Source organism: Bradyrhizobium sp. HKCCYLS2038, from assembly GCF_051167655.1.
Taxonomy (GTDB): Bacteria; Pseudomonadota; Alphaproteobacteria; order Rhizobiales; family Xanthobacteraceae; genus Bradyrhizobium.
The window spans coordinates 1430364-1449347 of sequence record NZ_JBNPTM010000001.1 but is presented as its reverse complement, the minus strand read 5'-3'; the positions used below and the strand labels follow the sequence as shown (position 1 = coordinate 1449347).

Here is an 18984-nt window from a genome sequence, read left to right as displayed (position 1 = left end):
CGATGCGGACCCCGCCGCCTGAGCTCATTCGCGTCGCCGACAAGCCGGCGATGGCGCAAGCTGCCGCCGATCGCCTGCTCGCAGTCGTCGCCGCCAACCCCGGCCGGATTGCGATCTGCCTGACCGGCGGCTCGAGCCCCAAGCAGCTGTACGAACTGCTGATGACGGCCGCCTACCGCGAGCGAATTCCGTGGCCCCGCGTGCACTGGTTCATCGGCGACGAGCGCTTCGTGCCAGCAGGTGATCCGCTGCACAACATGACCATGGCGCGCCACGCCTTCCTCGACGCCTGTGCTCCGGCGGCAAACATCCATCCCATTCCGACCGACACCACCGATCCGGACGCGGGCGCGCGCGCCTATGAGCGTGAACTGAAAAAATTCTACGGCGCCGAGCAGCTCGATCCGGCGCGGCCGCTGTTTGATCTGGTGCTGCTCGGCATCGGTCCCGATGGCCATGTCGCCTCGCTGTTTCCCGGCTACCCCGCGATCGAGGTCCGGGACCGCTGGGTGGTGGGCGTCGACAAGGCGCATGTCGCGCCATTCGTGCCGCGTGTCAGCCTGACGCTGCCGGCGCTGGCCTCCTGCCGCACCATGCTGTTCGAGGTCGCGGGCGCCGACAAGCGGCCGATCCTGACGCGCGTGCTGGCTGGGGAGGATCTGCCGGCCAATCGCGCGCGCTCGAACGATCAGACGTTGTTCATGATCGACGCCGCGGCATCGCCTGACCTGCCGCAGGCCTTGATCATCATGGGCGTCGCCGGCTCGGGCAAGAGCACGATCGGCGAAGCGCTCGGGCGCCGCCTGGGTTGGCGCTTCGAGGACGGCGACAGTTTCCACCCGCCGGCCAACGTGGCCAAGATGAGCGCGGGCCATCCTCTCACCGATGAGGATCGCTGGCCCTGGCTGCGGGCGATCGCCGACGAGATCGCGCGCTGTCGGGACAAGGGCGAGCACATCATCATCGCCTGTTCGGCGCTCAAGAAGGCCTATCGCGACATTCTGACCGGCGGCCGCAGCGATATCAGCATCGTCTATCTGGCGGGAAGCCAGCACCTGATCGCGGAGCGGATGCGCCACCGCAAGGGGCATTTCATGCCGACCGGCCTGCTCGACAGCCAGTTTGCCACGCTGCAGCCGCCGCAAGCCGGCGAGCATCCGATCACGGTCTCGGTCGACGCGCCGGTCGAGCGCATCGTCAACGACATCCTGCAGCAGATTCACATCGATCAGCGCCGCGCCTGATCGCGAATGGAAGGTCCCATGACGCGCATCGCTCTCGTCGTGTCCGACGTCGACGGCACGCTCCTGACCAAGGACAAGATCCTCACCGAGCGTGCGGCCAAGGCCGCGCGCCAGTTGCACGAAGCCGGCATCGCCTTCACCATCACATCGAGCCGGCCCGCGATCGGAATGGGCTTCCTCATCCCGCCGTTGCAGATCAACCTTCCGGTCGGGCCCTTCAACGGCAGCTCGGTGATCGGGCCGGACATGCGACCGATCGAACAGAGCCTGATCCCGGCGGACGCCGCCGGACGCTGCATCGATCTGCTGCATCAGCGCGGCATCGACATCTGGGTGTTCACCGCCGATGCCTGGCTGACCCGCAATCCGGACGGCGGCTACGTGCCCAACGAGCAGCGCGCGATCCGCGCAGATCCCACAATCATCGACGACTTCTCGCCCTATCTTTCGAGCGCCTGCAAGATCGTCGGCTCCAGCAGCGACTTCGAGCTGCTGGCGGCTTGCGAAGGCGAGATGCAGACTCTGCTCGGCACCGAAGCGACCGCGATCCGTTCGCAGAGCTATTATCTCGACGTCACGCCGCCCGGCCGCGACAAGGGCACCTTCGTGACGGCGATGGCCCAGCGGCTCGGCATTCCGCTCGATGCCGTCGCGACGATCGGCGACATGCACAACGACGTCGCCATGTTCAAGGTCAGCGGGTTGTCGATCGCGATGGGCAATGCCAGCGACGAGGTGAAGAGCCACGCCAAGCGCGTCACGACCTCCAACCAGGACGAAGGCTTTGCCAACGCGATGGAGATGATCCTGGCGGAGAATGCGCAGGGCTAGCCTGCCAGCTCACGCCTCCGAGCGCTGCTTGGCCGGCTTGTCGCTGGTCTTCTTGGCGCCGCACAGGTTCTGCGCCGTGTTGACCAGTGCAATATGCGTCAGCGCCTGCGGGAAGTTGCCGGTCTGCCGGCGCGCCGCGATGTCATATTCTTCCGCCAGCAATCCGACATCGTTGGCGATGTCGACCACGCGCTGGAACAGCGCCTCCGCCTTGGCGATCTCGCCGGCGAGCACATGCGCGTCGGCCAGCCACAGGGTGCAAGCGAGGAACGCGCCTTCGATCGGCTGTTGCTCCTGCGAGGACGTCTCGCGCGGATCGTGCCGCAGCACGAAGCCATTGCGCATCAGATGCTGCTCGATGGCCGCGATCGTGCCGCGGATGCGCGGATCGGAGCACGGCAGGAAACCGACCGCGGGCAACAACAGCAGGCTGGCGTCGAGCAGCCGAGAACCATAGGAATCGACGAAGCTGTCGATCCCGGCATCGTAGCCCTTCTCGCACACGTCGCGATGAATAGTCTCGCGCAGCTGGCGCCAGCGGTCGAGCGGCGCCTTCAGGCCGAATCGCTCGGCGCTCTTGATGGCGCGGTCGAACGCGACCCAGGTCATGACCTTCGAGAACACATAGTGACGGCCGTCACCGCGACGCTCCCAGATGCCGTGATCGGGCTGGTCCCAGACATCGGTGAGATGGTCGATCACCGCGCATTCGAGCGCCCAGGTGCCGTCATCGAGCTTGAGCCGGCTCATGCGTGCCTGGTGAAAGGCATCGATCAGCTCGCCATAGACGTCGAGCTGCAGCTGGGCGTGAGCGGCGTTGCCGATCCGGACCGGCTGCGCGCCCTCGTAGCCCGGCAGCCACTCGGCTTCCCACTCCGTCAGCCGGCGCTGGCCCATGATGCCGTACATGATCTGCATGTGCGCCGGGGCGCCGGCGGCCGCGCGCAGCAGCCAATTGTGCCAAGCCAGCGCTTCCTCGGTGTAGCCGGAGTTCATCAAGGCGAGCAGCGTGAACGTTGCGTCGCGCAGCCAGCAGAAGCGATAGTCCCAGTTGCGCCAGCCGCCGAGCTTCTCCGGCAGCGACGTGGTCGGAGCGGCGACGATGCCGCCGGTGGGGCCGTAGGTCAGCGCCTTCAGCGTGACGAGGGAGCGCATCACGAGGTCACGATGCTCGCCCTGATAGGTGCAGCGGCGCGACCAGTCCGACCAGAACGCCTCGGTGTCATCAAGCGCCTGCTCGTAGTCGATCGCCCTGGGGACCGGCAAATGCGACGCGCCATAGGTCAGCACGAAGGGCACCGTCTCCCCCGCCGCAACCTGGAACTCCGCGACGGTCGTCATGTCCTCGCCCTGCGTCTCGACCGGCGTGTGCAGCACAGCCATATCGGGACCGCATACGGCGAGCAGCGCCGAGCGATCCTCTGACCGCCTCACCCAGGGGATCTCGACGCCGAAGCCGAAGCGGATGATCATGTTCATGCGCATGCCGACCTTGCCGGACACGCCACGGACGAGGCGGACGACGTCGGAGGCCTTGCCGCGCGGCGGCATGAAGTCGATCAGCTCGACCGTGCCCGTCTCCGTCTCGAACCGGGTCTCGAGGATCAGGCTGTCGCCGCGATAGCGACGGGTGGTTGATTTGATCTCGCCGCGTGGCTCGATCAGCCAGCGGCCGTTGCTGTGATCACCGAGCAGCGCCGCGAAGCAGGCATCCGAATCGAATGCCGGCCAGCACAGCCAGTCGATCGACCCGTTGCGGCTGACGAGCGCAGCCGTCTCGCAATCGCCGATCAGCGCGTAATCTTCGATCCTGCAGGACATTCCACATCCGTGTGCAAATGCCCCCCGCCGAAATTCCCCACTGCTCAAACGCCGGCCGGGCTGATCCGTTCGGCGGTCGCAGCCTTTAGCGCGTCGAGGCCGACGGCGCCGGCGATGTCCTCGACATTGATCGGCATCTTGCGGCGCCAGTTCGGATGCTCGTCGATGGTACCGGGGATGTTGGGCTGATCGACGACGCCGAGCAGGTCCTCCAGCGAGATCGCCAGCAGGCGCGAACGCGTGCGCGACAGGAAGCCGATCGCGGAATGGACGTCGTTGGCATGGATGCCGTTGTGGCGGAGCACCTCGTCCCACAGCCCGAGCGCATGCCAGCGATCCTGATCGCTCTCGCCGGGATCGATGTCCAAGCCGCGCTTCGTCTTGAGATCGCCGAACGAGCGCCAGCCGGCGTAGGTCGAGAGGTCGTGGGTGTTCAGCGTCACCAGTGCATTCGGCGGGTAGTAGTCGACGTCACGGAAGCGCCCGTTGTCATCGCGCTCGAAGATCATCACCTTGTAGGACCACAGCCCCCAATCGGCCATCTGCTCGCGAAAACCTTCCGGCACGGTGCCGAGATCCTCGCCGATGACGATGCATTCGTTGGCGACGCTCTCCATGGCGGTAGCCGCCAGCAGCGCGTCGAACGGCATCTGGACGTAGGCGCCCTGCTTGGCGGGAAAGCCGTGCGGCACCAGATACAGCCGCTTCAGGCCGAGCACATGGTCAAGCCGAATTGCCCCGGCGTGACGCATCGACGCCCTGATCATCTCGCGGAACGGCTCGAAGTTCTTCAACTCGAGCCCGGGGGCATTGAAGCCGGCGAGGCCCCAGTTCTGTCCGACCGTGTTCAACGGATCCGGCGGCGCGCCGACCGACAAAGTGCGCGAGATCGCGCCCTGCTCGTTCCAGGCGTCGAAGCCGTCGGACTGAACACCGACCGCGACATCGAGATAGAGACCGACCTTCATGCCCAATCGATGAGCAAGGTCCTTGCAATGACGCAGCTGGCGCTCGGCGAGCCACTGTACATAGGCCACGAAATCGGCTTCCCGCCGGTCGGGACCGCTCAGCAGCGCCGCGCAGCGCGCCGGATTGGGCTGGCGCCATTCCTCTGGCCAGTCCCACCACGGCTTCTGGAAACGATGCCGCAGCACCTCGAAACAGGTGAAGCGCGCCAGCAGATCGCCGCGCTCGGCGCGATAGGTCTTGAACTCCGCAGATTCGGCCCCCTCGGGAGCAGACATGAACGCATCGAAGGCCGCGCGCAGCGCCGGCCATTTCAGCGCCGCGACACCCTTGTAGTCGACCAGTTCGGTCTGGCGCAGCGGCTCCAGCACCTTGCTGTCGGGTCCGTTCGCGAAGCCCGGGGCCTGCTCGACATCGACATAGAGCGCGTTGAGAAACAGCCGGCTGTTCGGTGCATACGGACTGAAATCGCCCGGCCGGTCGTCGAACAGCGCGTGCAGCGGGTTGAGGCCGACACCATCGGCGCCGAGCTTGGCGCAGATCTCGATCAGATTGGCGAGGTCCGTGAAGTCGCCCATACCCCAGTTGCGGCGCGACCGAATGCCATAGAGCTGCACGGCCAGCAGCCAGACGCGGTCGAAATCGCCAACGAAGGCCTTGTCGGGCGCCACCAGCAGCGGCAGATCCTCGCGACATGACGACGCATCCAGCAGCTCAAGGCGATAGCTGCCGACGGCAAGATCCGTCGGCCATTCGATGAATGCGTCATTGGTCTCGCCGCTCGCGGCCACCGCGTCGCCCTGCTTGACGATCCATGTGACCGGCAGCTTCGCCGCTTCGCTGAGCCGGCTGCGGGTCGGCTGCCCGGATCGAAGCACGATCGCGCCGCTGAGGAGCCGGCGAGGAGTCGGCCTGGGGAAAGCCTCGACGATGATCTTGAGGGCCGTTTCGTCGGTAACACGGCGCTGCCCCTGACCGTCGTAGAATTCTGTCAGGATTCCGAGACTGTGAGCTTCGTTGAAGAGATCCATTCGGCACGCGATCTGGACGTGACGGGGCGCACGTCGAAAAAATTGTTGTTGAACGGCAAGAGGATAGAGCCCTAACGCGCCGCGTCCGCCCTCGTTCCCCCGGGAACAAAAGCGAGGTCCCCGGCATTGTCAGGGGTGGTCACGGTTCCCTAGCGAACCGGGACACCGTTTTCTTGTCAATGGCATCACCGTGAACAAATTTGCGCACACGTTCGAGAGCGTCGCCCCGCGAGACGCTTTCTCCCCTATTCTGCCCTCTTTTGAGGAGAGCCGCATCTGGCGGGGCCGACCCGTCTCCGACCGTAGCCTATCCATTCGTTTTTCTCTCGGTGTGAGGGCCTCATGAACGTGATGTCATCCCTGGACGGCCCCAACCTCCAGACCGAGACCGATGGCGATGGTCTCTGGTACAAGGACGCGATCATCTACCAGTTGCATGTCAAGGCGTTCGCGGACAGCAACAATGACGGCATCGGCGACTTCGCAGGCCTGACCGACAAGCTCGACTACCTGCAGGATCTCGGCGTCACCGCACTGTGGCTGCTGCCGTTCTACCCCTCGCCCGGGCGCGATGACGGCTACGACATCGCCGACTATGGCAGCATCAATCCCGATTTCGGGACCATGAAGGACTTCAAGCGCTTCATTCAGGAAGCGCAGCGCCGCGGCTTGCGCGTCATTACCGAGCTCGTCGTCAACCACACCTCCGACCAGCATCATTGGTTCAAACGCGCCCGCCGCAGTCCGCGCGGTTCGAGCGCCCGCAACTGGTATGTCTGGAGCGACACCGACCAGAAATACCAGGAAACCCGGATCATCTTCACCGACACCGAGAAGTCCAACTGGACATGGGACCACGAGGCCGGCCAGTTCTACTGGCACCGCTTCTTCTCGCACCAGCCGGACCTGAACTTTGACAATCCGCGCGTGGTGAACGCCATCATCCAGGTGATGAAGCGCTGGCTCGATGCCGGCGTCGACGGCTTCCGCCTCGACGCAATTCCCTATCTGTGCGAACGCGACGGCACCAGCAACGAAAATCTCCCCGAGACCCACGCGATCATCAAGCGCCTGCGGGTCGAGCTCGACAACTACGCCAAGGACAAGCTGCTGCTGGCCGAGGCCAATCAATGGCCGGAGGATGTGCAGGAATATTTCGGCCAGGGCGACGAATGCCATATGGCCTACCACTTCCCGCTGATGCCGCGCATCTACATGGCGATCGCGCAGGAGGACCGCTTTCCGATCACCGACATCCTGCGCCAGACGCCGGACATCCCCGCGACCTGCCAGTGGGCGCTGTTCCTGCGCAACCATGACGAGCTGACGCTCGAAATGGTGACCGATGTCGAGCGCGACTATCTGTGGTCGACCTATGCCAACGACCCCCGCGCGCGCATCAATGTCGGCATCCGCCGGCGCCTTGCGCCGCTGATGGACAACGACCGGCGCAAGATCGAGCTGATGAACTCGCTCCTGATGTCGTTCCCGGGCACGCCGATCATCTATTACGGCGACGAGATCGGCATGGGCGACAACATCTATCTCGGCGACCGCAACGGCGTGCGTACACCGATGCAGTGGACCCCCGACCGCAACGGCGGGTTTTCGCGCGCCGACCCGGCGCGGCTCTATGCGCCGATGATCATGGACCCGGTCTATGGCTACGAGGCGGTCAACGTCGAGGCGCAGTCGCGCAGCCTGTCGTCGCAGCTCAATGCGACCAAGAAGCTGATCTCGGTGCGCAAGTCGACGCTCGCCTTCGGCCGCGGCACGATGTCGTTCATCCGCCCCGCCAATCGCTCCGTGCTCGCCTACGTCCGGCAATACAAGGACGAGGTCATTCTCTGCGTCGCCAATCTGTCGCGCTCGGCGCAGGCGACCGAGCTCGATCTCTCCGCGTTCAAGGATCGCATTCCGATCGAGATGCTCGGCCGCTCGCGCTTCCCTGCGATCGGCGAACTGCCCTACATGATCACGCTGGCGCCATATGGCTTCTACTGGTTCCAGCTCAAGGAGCGGGACAAGTCCGAGCCGGTCGTGCAGCGCGCGGTCCCGGAATTCGAGACCCTGGTGGTGCCGCTCGGATCGACCTGGGTGTCGCTGGCGCGGACGCGCAGCCTGTTCGAACGCGACGTGCTGCCCGGTCACCTCTCGCGCACGCGCTGGTATCCGGAGCGGTCGCCGGAGGCGATCCATCCCACGTTGACGTCGGCGATCCCGTTCTGCGACATCGGCGACAACCGTCCCTGGCTGATCTTCTTCAAATCTGCAGAGCGCAACGACGAGTTGCGCTATCTGCTGCCGATGCAGATTGACTGGGTGCGCTTCGACCGCGAGCGCTACAATCCGCAGGCCTTCGCAGCCGTGCGGCAGGGCGCCCGCGAGGGGACGCTGCTGGACGCTGCCACCAATCCGATCTTCCTGTCGCTGCTGCTGCGCAATCTCGCGCAGTCGCTGACGGTGGAAGAGAACGGGCTGCGCCTTGAATTCCGCCCGACCTCGCGCTTTCCCGACAAGCCCGTGCGCGAGTCCGAGCAGGTCCGCGTCATCGAGACCGATCGCTGCAGCAGCAAGGCGGTCGTCAATAACGAGTTCTTCGTCAAGATCCATCGCCAGCTCGAGGCGGGAATCCTGCCCGAGGTCGGCATGGGTCAGTTTCTCACCGAAACGGTCGGCTTTGCCAACGTGCCGCCGCTGCTCGGCAGCGTCGAACTGTTTCAGGACGGCGAGCAGCGCTCGGTCGGCAGCGTCCATGCGTTCGTCGAGAACCAGGGCGACGGCTGGACCGTCACTGCGGCCTATCTCGACCGCTACGTCGACGACCAGCGCGTCTTCGCCGCGAGCGGCGACAAGCGGCAGAGCGAAGAGCTGCCGCCTTATCTCCGCTATGTGACGCAAGCTGGACGACGCCTCGGTGAGCTGCACGTTGCGCTGGCCTCGCGCGGAGACATCGCTGATTTCGCTCCCGAGCCCACCACGGCCGACAGCCTCGATCATTGGATCGACCGGCTGCGGGCGCAGGCCAGCCGGATTTTCGCCAGCATGAGCGAGCGCCGCGACCGCCTCAAGGAGCCCGAGCGCGGGCTGATCGACCATGTGCTGGCCAGGCGTGGCGAGCTGTCGGAGCGGCTGGGCGCGCTGATCCCAGGCCATGTCGGCGGGCACGACATCCGAGTTCATGGCGACTTCCATCTCGGCCAGATCCTGATCGTGAAGGATGACATCTTCATCATCGACTTCGACGGCGACGAGGAGCAGCCGCTCGCCGAACGCCGGCGCAAGGCACCGCCCGCCCGCGACCTGGCCGGCTTCCTGCGCTCGATCGACTGCTCGGTCCGCGTCGCGCTCGATCGCGCCCTGAACGCCGGCCCCGACGATCACGGCCGACTTGCTGCGGCGCTCACGGGCTGGCGCGATGAGGCAATTGCTGCATTTCTGGCCGGTTATCGCGACGTCAAGGCTCATCAGAGGCTCTGGCCGGACGATCCGCGCAGCGCGGAGGCGCTCCTTAACTTTTTCCTGCTGGAAAAAGCCCTCGGGGCGCTCGAATATGACCTTGCCCACCGGCCGGACTGGCTCCGCGTCGCGCTGGGCAACCTGCTTCGCGTCCTGTCCGAGCCAGCCCCTGCCAGTGAGTCCGCATGACCCATCTCTCTCCCGAGGCGTTTGCGATCATCGAAGGTCGGCATGCCGACCCGTTTCGCTATCTCGGTCAGCACAGCGTCGACGGCAGGACCGTGGTGCGCGCATTCCTTCCCGAGGCCTCGCGCGTCGAGGTGGTCGGTGAGCACGGCGAGGTCGCGCCGCTGGCGCGCATCCACGATGCCGGCCTGTTCACCGGGACGATGTCGTCCATGCAGCGCTATCGCCTTCGCGCCACCTTCGGCGATTCGGTCACCGATCTGGAGGACCCCTACCGTTTCCTGCCCATCCTGAGCGAATTCGACCTGCATCTGCTCGGCGAAGGCAATCATGAGCGGCTTTACGACAAGCTCGGCGCCCATCCGATGGTGATCGATGGCGTCGACGGAGTCGGCTTCGTGGTGCTCGCACCGAACGCGCGCCGTGTCAGCGTGGTCGGCGACTTCAACTTCTGGAACGCACGGCGTCATCCGATGCGCGTCCGCGGCAACGGCTATTGGGAGCTGTTCATTCCCCGCGCCCGGGCCGGCGATCACTACAAGTTCGACATCATCGGTCCGCAAGGCGAGCACCTGCCGCTGAAGTCGGACCCGATGGCGTTCGCAGCCGAGATGCGGCCCAAGACCGCCTCGATCGTGGTCGACGAAACGACCCTGCCCCGGCCACGGCCCGCGCCTCAGGACATCAACAGGCTGAACAAGCCGGTCTCGATCTACGAGGTGCATCTCGGCTCCTGGCGGCGCAAGGACAACAACCAGTGGCTGACCTATCGCGAGCTCGCCGAGCAGTTGCCGGCCTATGCGCGCGACATGGGATTCACCCACATCGAATTCCTGCCCGTGAGCGAGCATCCGTTCGACGGCTCCTGGGGTTATCAGCCGACAGGCCTGTACGCGCCGACCAGCCGCTTCGGCAGCCCGGAGGATTTCTGTGCGCTGGTCGACGCCTGTCATCGCGAGGGCCTCGCGGTCTGGCTCGACTGGGTCCCCGGGCATTTCCCAGACGATCCGCACGGGCTCGGACATTTCGACGGCACCGCGCTCTATGAACACGCCAACCCGATGCAGGGCCGGCATCTCGACTGGGGCACCCTGATCTACAACTACGGCCGCACCGAAGTCGCCAATTTCCTGCGCTCCAACGCACTGTTCTGGCTGGAGCGCTACGGGATCGACGGCCTGCGTGTCGATGCCGTCGCCTCGATGCTCTATCTCGACTACAGCCGTCCGTCCGGCGGCTGGATTCCGAACAAATACGGCGGACGGGAGAATCTCGAGGCCATCGAGTTTCTGCGCCGGACCAATGTCGACGTGTTCGGCCACTTCCCGCAGGCCACGACGGCCGCCGAGGAATCGACCGCGTGGCCGCAGGTCTCGCGTCCCGTCGACATGGGCGGGCTCGGCTTCGGCTACAAGTGGAACATGGGCTGGATGAACGACACCTTGCGCTACATCGGCAAGGATCCGATTCACCGCAAATATCATCACGGCGAGATCCTGTTCGGGCTGCACTACGCCTTTTCCGAGAACTTCATCCTGCCGCTGTCGCATGACGAGGTCGTCCACGGCAAACGCTCCATCCTCGGCCGCATGCCCGGCGACGACTGGCAGCGCTTTGCCAATCTGCGCGCCTATTACAGCTTCATGTTCGGCCATCCCGGCAAGAAGCTCATGTTCATGGGCTGCGAGCTCGCGCAGGAACGCGAGTGGAATCACGACACCTCGCTCGACTGGCACCTGCTCGGCGACCGCCGCTATGCCGGAATCCAGGCGCTGATCCGCGACCTCAACCATCTCTACCGCAGCGTCCCCGCGCTGCACGAGCGGGACTGCGAGCCGGACGGCTTCGAATGGCTCATCGCCGATGATGCCGACCGCAACGTCTTTGCCTGGGTGCGCAAGGGGTTCGACGAGCAGGCGCGCTGCGTCGTGGTCGTGAATTTTTCGCCCAACGTGTATTACAATTACCGGGTCCGCGTGCCGTTCGGCGGCAAATGGAGGGAAGCTTTCAACTCCGATTCCCTGCATTATGGCGGCAGCAATGTCGGCAATGTCGGGCAGGTCCATGCCTCTGAAGATCACCAGCTCAACCTCATCCTCCCGCCCATGGCAGCGGTATTTCTCGTCCCGGAAGCCTGACGCAATGCGTCTGGCCGCAGGAAGTCACGCCCGTCTCGGAGCAACCTGGGACGGACGCGGGACCAATTTTGCCTTGTTTTCCGCCAATGCCGAAAAAGTCGAGCTCTGCCTGTTCGACAGCCAGGGCCGCCGCGAGATCGAACGGATCGAGCTGCCCGAGCGGACCGAGGACGTCTGGCACGGCTACCTCAACGACGTCTCTCCAGGGCAGCTCTACGGCTATCGGGTCTACGGTCCCTACGAGCCGGAGCGCGGCCACCGCTTCAATGCCAACAAGCTGCTGCTCGACCCCTACGCCAAGCGGCTCGCTGGGCGGCTGGTCTGGAGCGACGCCCATTTCGCCTATCGCGCCGGCTCGCCACGCGAGGATCTGTCCTTCGACCGTCGAGACAATGCGCGCGGCATGCCCAAGGCCGTCGTCATCGACGAGACCTTCAACTGGGGCCGGCGCGAGATGCGGCCGCAGATCCCGTGGGAGGACACGATCATCTACGAGGCCCACGTCAAGGGCCTGACCAACAAGCGCGACGACATCCCGCCCAATCTGCGCGGCACCTATGGCGGGCTGTCGTCGCCGGCGATGATCAAGCATCTCAAGCGCCTCGGCGTCACCACGGTCGAGCTGCTGCCGATCCATGCCTTGATCGACGACCGCACGCTGGTCGAGAAGAAACTGGTTAACTACTGGGGCTACAACACGATCTCTTTCTTCGCCCCCGAGCAGCGCTACGCGCAGGACAACCCGCTCGACGCTTTCCGAACGACGGTGGCGCGGCTGCACGATGCCGGCATCGAGGTCATGCTGGACGTCGTCTACAATCACACTGCCGAAGGCAACCACCTCGGACCGACGCTGTGCTATCGCGGCATCGACAACGCCTCCTACTATTGGCTCCAGCCGGACAATCCGCGCTTCTACGACGACTTCACCGGTTGCGGCTCGTCCGTGAACCTCACCCATCCGCGTGTGTTGCAGATGGTGATGGACTCGCTGCGTTACTGGGTCGAGGTCTGTCACGTCGACGGTTTCCGCTTCGATCTCGCCACCACGCTCGCCCGCGAGAAGCACGGCTTCGATCGCCGCAGCGGCTTCCTCACCGCGATCCGCCAGGACCCGGTGCTGGCCAGCGTCAAGCTCGTTGCCGAACCCTGGGATGTCGGCCTCGGCGGCTACCAGGTCGGCGCCTTCCCGTCGCAATGGTCGGAATGGAACGACCGCTATCGCAGCGCCATGCGCCGCTACTGGAGCGGCGAAGGCAGCCTGATCGGCGAGGTCTCGAGCCGCATGACCGGCTCGTCCGACATCTTCAATCACGACGGCCGCACCCAGCGCGCCAGCGTCAACCACGTCACCGTCCATGACGGTTTCACGCTCGCCGATCTCTTCGCCTATAACAGCAAGCACAACGAGGCGAACGGCGAGGACAACCGCGACGGCTCCAACGACAACCACAGCAACAATTTCGGCCAGGAGGGGCCGACCGACGATGTCGTGATCAACGCGCTGCGGCGGCAGTCGCGCAAGAACCAGTTGGCCTGTTTGTTCCTCGCGCAGGGCCTGCCGCTGCTGCTTGCGGGGGATGAGGTCGGCAACTCGCAGAGCGGCAACAACAATGCCTACTGCCAGGACAACGAGGTCGGCTGGGTCGACTGGAGCGGCATCGGCCGCGAAGGTGATGACCTCATCGACTTCATCGCCCACATGACCGAGCTGCGCCGCCGCTTCGGCCAGATCCGCGCGCGCCGCTGGCTCGACGGGCGCCGGCCGGACGGCAGCTTCGGCGTGCTGTGGCTGACGCCCTCGGCGGAGGAGATGACGCAAACCGACTGGACCTTTCCTGATGGACGTTTTCTCGCCTATGTGCTCGCCCCGGTGGAACATGAGCAGGCTCCGATCTTTATCGTCCTGAACGCGGCCCCCGAAGAGATCGGATTCAAATTGCCCAAGCTCGCCGAAACCAAGACGTGGCAGCAGGTTCTCGACACCACGCAAGCCCAGCAGAGGCAGGCCGACTTCACAGCGGGCAGCGACCTCAAGGCGCCGCCCCGCTCCGTGCTGGCGTATGCGGGCCTGTCATGACGGCGCGGCAGTTCGGACCCCGGATCACGTCTGATGGCACGACGTTCCGGCTGTGGGCGCCTGCGGCCAAGCGTGTGGATCTCGTCCTCGACGGCAAGCATGAAATGCAGCGCAGCGATGGCGGCTGGTACACGCTGGATGTCGCGGGGATTGGTGCCGGCGCGCGCTACAAGTTTCGTATCGATGATGAACTCGACGTTCCCGATCCCGGCTCCGACTTCCAGCCCGAGGACGTCTCCGGTCCGAGCGAGGTGATCGATCACGGCACCTACGCCTGGCGCGCCAAGGAGTGGCGCGGCCGGCCTTGGCAGGATGCCGTGTTCCTGGAGAGCCATGTCGGCACCTTCACGCCTGAAGGCACCTATCGCGCGATGATCGACAAGCTCGATCATCTCGTCGCGACCGGCATCACCGCGCTTGAGCTGATGCCGCTGGCGGACTTCGCAGGCTCGCGCAATTGGGGCTATGACGGCGTGCTGCTGTATGCGCCCGATAGCGTCTACGGCCGTCCCGACGATTTGCGCACACTGATCGACGAGGCGCATCTGCGCGGGCTGATGGTGTTCCTCGACGTCGTTTACAATCATTTCGGTCCGGAGGGGAACTACATCGGCCGCTACGCGCCGACCTTCTTCACCGACGCGCACACGCCGTGGGGCAGCGCGATCGATTATCGACGGCCGGAGGTCCGCGCCTTCGCGATCGAGAACGCGCTGCATTGGCTGACCGACTACCGCTTCGACGGCCTGCGCTTCGATGCCGTCAACCACATCCTCGCCAACGAGGGTGAGATCCCGATGCTGCACGATCTCAGCGCCGCGGTCGGCAAGCTCGTGGAAACAAGCGGGCGGCACATCCATCTCGTGCTGGAGAACGGCGACAATCGCGCCAGCATGCTGGACTCGGCCGAGGAGCCGCCGCGCGGCAAATTCCGCGCGCAGTGGAACGACGACTATCATCACGCCTGGCACGTGATGCTGACCGGCGAGAGCGGCGGCTATTATGGCGACTATCAGACCTCGCCGCGCCGCGACCTTGCCCGCGCGCTGGCATCCGGCTTCATCTATCAGGGCGAGCAGGCAGCCTTCTGGGGCGGCATTGCGCGAGGCGAGCCGAGCGGTCATCTGGCCCCCGGCGCATTCGTGAATTTCCTGCAGAACCACGACCAGATCGGCAATCGCGTGTTCGGCGACCGGCTGGAGACGCTGGCGCCACCGGAGGGCATCGCCGCGGCGCTCGCCGTGACCCTGCTCGCGCCGACCGTGCCGATGCTGTACATGGGCGAGGAATGGGGCTCGAAGCAGCCATTTCCGTTCTTTTGCGATTTTAAGGGCGATCTCGCGGACGCCGTGCGCAAAGGACGGCGCCGGGAATACGCATGGGCGTATGCCAAATATGGCGACGAGGTACCGGACCCGCTCGCTATCGAAACCTTCAAGTCGGCGATCATCGACTGGGACGCGCGCAACGCATCGCCCGGCCGCGAGCGACTGGCGCTGGTCCGCGATCTCCTCGCCATCAGGCACGAGCACGTGGCTCCGCGACTTCCGGGAGCAAGCTTCGGCGAGGCCGACGTCACCGATGACGGCCGGCTACGCGCGCACTGGATCATGGGTGACGGCAGCAGGCTGCGACTGCTGGCCAACGTCTCGGACAGGGAGATCGCAGGCGCCACCGACGGCTTCACCGGCACGCCGATCTGGGGCGGGACACCGAGCGATCGCTTGTCGCCCTGGTCCGTGTTCTGGAGCATCGGAGGATAGCCATGCCTCCTGCCATTCCGCTCGCGACCTATCGCCTGCAGCTCACCGCCGATTTCAACTTCGAAGCGGCGGCGCGCGTCGTGCCCTATCTGAAGGCGCTCGGCATCAGCCATGTCTATGCCTCGCCGTTCATGACGGCGCGCAAGGGCTCGACGCACGGCTACGACATCACCGACCATTCCAAGCTCAATCCGGAGCTCGGCGGCGAAGCCGGCTTCGCCGTGCTGAGCGCTGCGCTGAAGCAGCACGACCTCGGGCTCATCCTCGACTTCGTGCCGAACCATGTCGGCATCCATTTCGACGACAATCCGTGGTGGCTCGACTTGCTCGAATGGGGCCAGGCCTCGCCGCATGCGGCGTCGTTCGACATCGACTGGGAGCAGCTGCCCTATCGTGCCAGGGGCGGCGTGCTGCTGCCGATCATCGGCACCTCCTATGGGCACGCGCTCGAACATGGCGACATCGAGCTGCGCTACGATGCGAACGAAGGCTCGTTCTCGTGCTGGTACTTCGAGCATCGTTTGCCGATCGCGCCCGAGCGTTACGGCGAGATGCTGCGCATCATCGTCAAGGAAGCCGGCGAGGAGAGCAGCGAGACCGGCAAAGCCATTCTCGATCTCGCCTCGCGCTACCGCGGCTTGCGCCACCCGAACCGCAAGGAAGCGCCGGACTTCAAGGCCGCGCTTCGGGGCATTCCGGGCGGCGCCGATCTCATCGCCCGCGGACTCGCGGCCTACAAGGCCGGGCCCGACCGCCCGGGTCCGACGCTCGCTCTGCATCATCTGCTGGAGCGGCAGCACTACAAGCTCGGCCACTGGCGGCTCGCCTCCAGCGACATCAATTATCGCCGCTTCTTCGACGTCAACACGCTGGCTGGCCTGCGCGTCGAGGATGCCGGAACGTTCGAGGCCATTCACCGCCTCGTCAAGAAGCTGATCGCCAGCGGGCAATTGCAGGGACTGCGGCTCGATCACATCGACGGCCTGCGCGACCCCGCGCAATACTTCCAGCGCCTGCGCCGCCTGATCCGCGACGCTCGCGGCCCTGCTGTGGGTCCGTTCTACGTCGTGATCGAGAAGATCCTGTGCGAGCACGAGAAGCTGCCGAACTTCACCGGCGTGCACGGCACCACCGGCTACGAGTGGATGAACGTCATCACGCAGCTCCTGATCGACGGCAAGGGCCTGGAGCCGCTCGACGAGATCTGGCGCCAGATCAGCAACAAGCCGCCCAAGCTTGATCCCGTGATCAAGGAGGCCAAGCGTCGGGTCCTGCAGACGCTGCTGACCAGCGAGTTCACGGTGCTGACGCGCCTCCTGGCGCGCATCGCCAATGGCCACTACTCCACGCGCGATTATTCGGAAGACAGCCTGCGCCAGGCGCTGGAGCTGTACGTGCTGCACTTCCCGGTCTACCGCACCTATCTGACCGCGGCGGGCCCGACCGAGGCGGACCGCAAGCTGATCGACCACGCCGTCGCCGCCGCGCGTGCCGAGTGGTTCGCATCCGACGGCTCGATCTTCGATTTCCTGCGCGACGCGCTGACGATGGACCTCATCAAGCGCGATCGCACCACCACCCACAGCGTCCCGCGCGTGCGCCGCTTCGCGCTCAAGGTGCAGCAGTTCACCGGGCCGATGATGGCGAAGTCGCTCGAGGACACCGGCTTCTACCGCTTCCACCGCCTGCTCGCGCTGAACGAGGTCGGCGGTGACCCGGCGGCGCATGGGCTCGCGATATCCGCCTTCCACAGACTGATGCAGGATCGCGCCAAGCACTGGCCGCACGGCATGACGGCGACGGCCACCCACGACACCAAGCGCGGCGAGGATGCCCGCACCCGCCTCGCGGCGTTGACCGAGCTGCCCAACGACTGGACCTCCGCGGTCGCACGCTGGAAGACCATGAACGCGCCGCACGTCGTGACCGAGGGCAACATGCGCGCGCCCTCGGCGGCGTTCGAGTACATGCTGTATCAGACCCTTGTCGGCATCTGGCCTGCGGCCGGCTCGGATGAGAGCCTGCCGGAGCGTCTGCAGGCCTATGCGCTCAAGGCGGCGCGCGAGGGCAAGGAGGAGACCAGCTGGCTCAATCCCAACGAGGCCTATGAGAACGGCCTGCGCCTGTTCATCGAACGAATCCTCGACCGCGAGCGGTCTGGCGAATTCCTGCAGTCGCTCGAGACGGTGGCGAGACGGCTGGCGCTGCTCGGCGCGCTGAGCTCGCTGACGCAGCTGACGCTGAAGGCGACGATGCCCGGCGTTCCCGACTTCTACCAGGGCACCGAGTTCTGGGACCTCTCGATGGTCGATCCCGACAACCGACGCCCGGTCGATTTCGCCGCGCGCGCGCAAGCGTTGCGCGACAGCGAGACGCCGGACTGGGCTGACCTCGCGGATCATTGGCCGGACGGGCGCGTCAAGCTCGCCTGGACGCGGCATCTGCTCAAGCTGCGCAACGCCCTTCCCGGCGTGTTCACGGACGGCAGCTATGAACCGCTCGAGGTGACCGGCCGTGATGCCCAGCACGTCATCGCCTTCGCACGGCGGCGCGGGCGCGAGGCCGTCATCGTGGTCGCCGCGCGCACGCTGGCGCCGTTCACCGATAGCGGCCGGGTCTGGCCGCATGCCGATACGTTCGACGCAGCGGTGCAGGTTCCCTCCTATGCTGCACCTGAGATCCGCGATGGTGCTCTCCCTGTCTCCTCCCTCTTCACTCACCTCCCGGGCGCGCTGATCACGGCGCGTGTGGAAGGTGTCTCCGATTCCGATGCTAAAAAGGCCGCTGCTCTCGCCACGCCCAGCTGATCAGCTCTTCTTGGTCAGCAGCAGCTGGCCGCGACTGCGGATGGCATTTTGCGCGGCTTCCGCGAAGCGCTGCAGCAGCCAGGGCAGCGTGACCTCGACGCGGACGTGATCCTCGGCGACGTCGACATGACCGGACGCCGCCTGCCCGAGCGCGCGGACCCGGAAGATCATCTTGTCGCCCTCCCAGCGCTCTTCGTCGACGCTCAGAACGGGAACGCTCTGCGCAGCGCGGCTCAATCCGGACTGTAGCCGACGAACGGCCTCGTCCTTGCCGAGGCGATGCGGAATGGAAACGACAAGCGGTCTTGACATCGCGATCTCCTAACAACCGTTTTCATGTAGTCACGCGCCGCACCGACCGCAAAGACACATGCCGCATTTTACCTGTTCCTTCTCGGAACTTTCGAAGTTCCGACCAGTTTCCTCGGCGAAGGCAGAGTGACGCACCGCCCCGCTGCCGGGCTCTGGAGGGAAGTACATGTCCATCGGAACAATCATTCTCATCATTCTCGTCATCGCCCTGCTCGGCGGCTTCTCCGGCATCGGCGGCGGTCCGTTCTACGGCACCGGCTACTACGGCGGCGGCGGCCTCGGCCTCATCATCATCATCGTGCTGATCCTCGTCCTGCTCGGACGGATCTAATTCACCTGTAACCAC

General features: G+C 65.2%; 11 protein-coding genes. 8 read left to right on the top strand and 3 right to left on the bottom strand.

Annotated elements, in window-relative coordinates; all coding sequences use genetic code 11:
• Positions 1 to 2 precede the first annotated feature (2 nt).
• Together pgl and ACQR1I_RS06215 are read left to right on the top strand one after the other, a co-directional pair.
• Complete coding sequence (gene pgl / locus ACQR1I_RS06220) at positions 3 to 1244, top strand: 6-phosphogluconolactonase (RefSeq protein WP_434867507.1); 1242 nt, start codon at positions 3 to 5, stop codon at positions 1242 to 1244.
• An 18-nt stretch (positions 1245 to 1262) separates the two neighbouring features.
• Positions 1263 to 2075 (top strand): HAD family hydrolase, encoded by an 813-nt coding sequence (locus ACQR1I_RS06215; protein ID WP_434867508.1) that lies wholly within the window; start codon positions 1263 to 1265, stop codon positions 2073 to 2075.
• A 9-nt stretch (positions 2076 to 2084) separates the two neighbouring features.
• Here the strand turns inward: ACQR1I_RS06215 and ACQR1I_RS06210 are convergent, their stop codons facing one another.
• Together ACQR1I_RS06210 and malQ are read right to left on the bottom strand one after the other, a co-directional pair.
• Positions 2085 to 3896 (bottom strand): glycoside hydrolase family 15 protein, encoded by a 1812-nt coding sequence (locus ACQR1I_RS06210; RefSeq protein WP_434867509.1) that lies wholly within the window; start codon positions 3894 to 3896, stop codon positions 2085 to 2087.
• 44 nt (positions 3897 to 3940) lie between these two features.
• Complete coding sequence (gene malQ, locus ACQR1I_RS06205) at positions 3941 to 5893, bottom strand: 4-alpha-glucanotransferase (RefSeq protein WP_434867510.1); 1953 nt, start codon at positions 5891 to 5893, stop codon at positions 3941 to 3943.
• A 342-nt stretch (positions 5894 to 6235) separates the two neighbouring features.
• Between malQ and treS the strand changes: the two genes are divergently transcribed.
• Genes treS through treY form a run of 5 tightly spaced genes read left to right on the top strand, consistent with a single transcriptional unit; the run spans position 6236 to position 18326 of the window.
• Positions 6236 to 9541: a maltose alpha-D-glucosyltransferase gene (gene treS, locus ACQR1I_RS06200; RefSeq protein ID WP_434867511.1), complete on the top strand. Its 3306-nt coding sequence runs from the start codon at positions 6236 to 6238 to the stop codon at positions 9539 to 9541.
• Complete coding sequence (gene glgB, locus ACQR1I_RS06195; RefSeq protein WP_434867512.1) at positions 9538 to 11676, top strand: 1,4-alpha-glucan branching protein GlgB; 2139 nt, start codon at positions 9538 to 9540, stop codon at positions 11674 to 11676. The genes treS and glgB overlap by 4 nt, the downstream gene beginning before the upstream one ends.
• A gap of 4 nt (positions 11677 to 11680) precedes the next feature.
• A complete protein-coding gene (glgX, locus tag ACQR1I_RS06190) occupies positions 11681 to 13756 on the top strand; it encodes a glycogen debranching protein GlgX (protein WP_434867513.1) in 2076 nt (691 codons plus the stop codon).
• Positions 13753 to 15519, top strand: coding sequence for a malto-oligosyltrehalose trehalohydrolase (gene treZ / locus ACQR1I_RS06185; RefSeq protein ID WP_434867514.1), 1767 nt, complete (start codon positions 13753 to 13755; stop codon positions 15517 to 15519). The genes glgX and treZ overlap by 4 nt, the downstream gene beginning before the upstream one ends.
• A gap of 2 nt (positions 15520 to 15521) precedes the next feature.
• Positions 15522 to 18326 (top strand): malto-oligosyltrehalose synthase, encoded by a 2805-nt coding sequence (treY, locus tag ACQR1I_RS06180; RefSeq protein WP_434867515.1) that lies wholly within the window; start codon positions 15522 to 15524, stop codon positions 18324 to 18326.
• Here treY and ACQR1I_RS06175 read toward each other — a convergent pair whose 3' ends face one another.
• On the bottom strand, positions 18327 to 18638 hold the full coding sequence (locus ACQR1I_RS06175; RefSeq protein WP_434867516.1) for a polyhydroxyalkanoic acid system family protein: 312 nt from the start codon (positions 18636 to 18638) through the stop codon (positions 18327 to 18329).
• A 166-nt stretch (positions 18639 to 18804) separates the two neighbouring features.
• On the opposite strand from ACQR1I_RS06175, the gene ACQR1I_RS06170 reads away from it, so the two are divergent.
• Entirely contained in the window at positions 18805 to 18969 is a 165-nt protein-coding gene (locus tag ACQR1I_RS06170) for a DUF3309 family protein (RefSeq protein WP_008965851.1), read from the top strand.
• Positions 18970 to 18984: the final 15 nt, after the last annotated feature.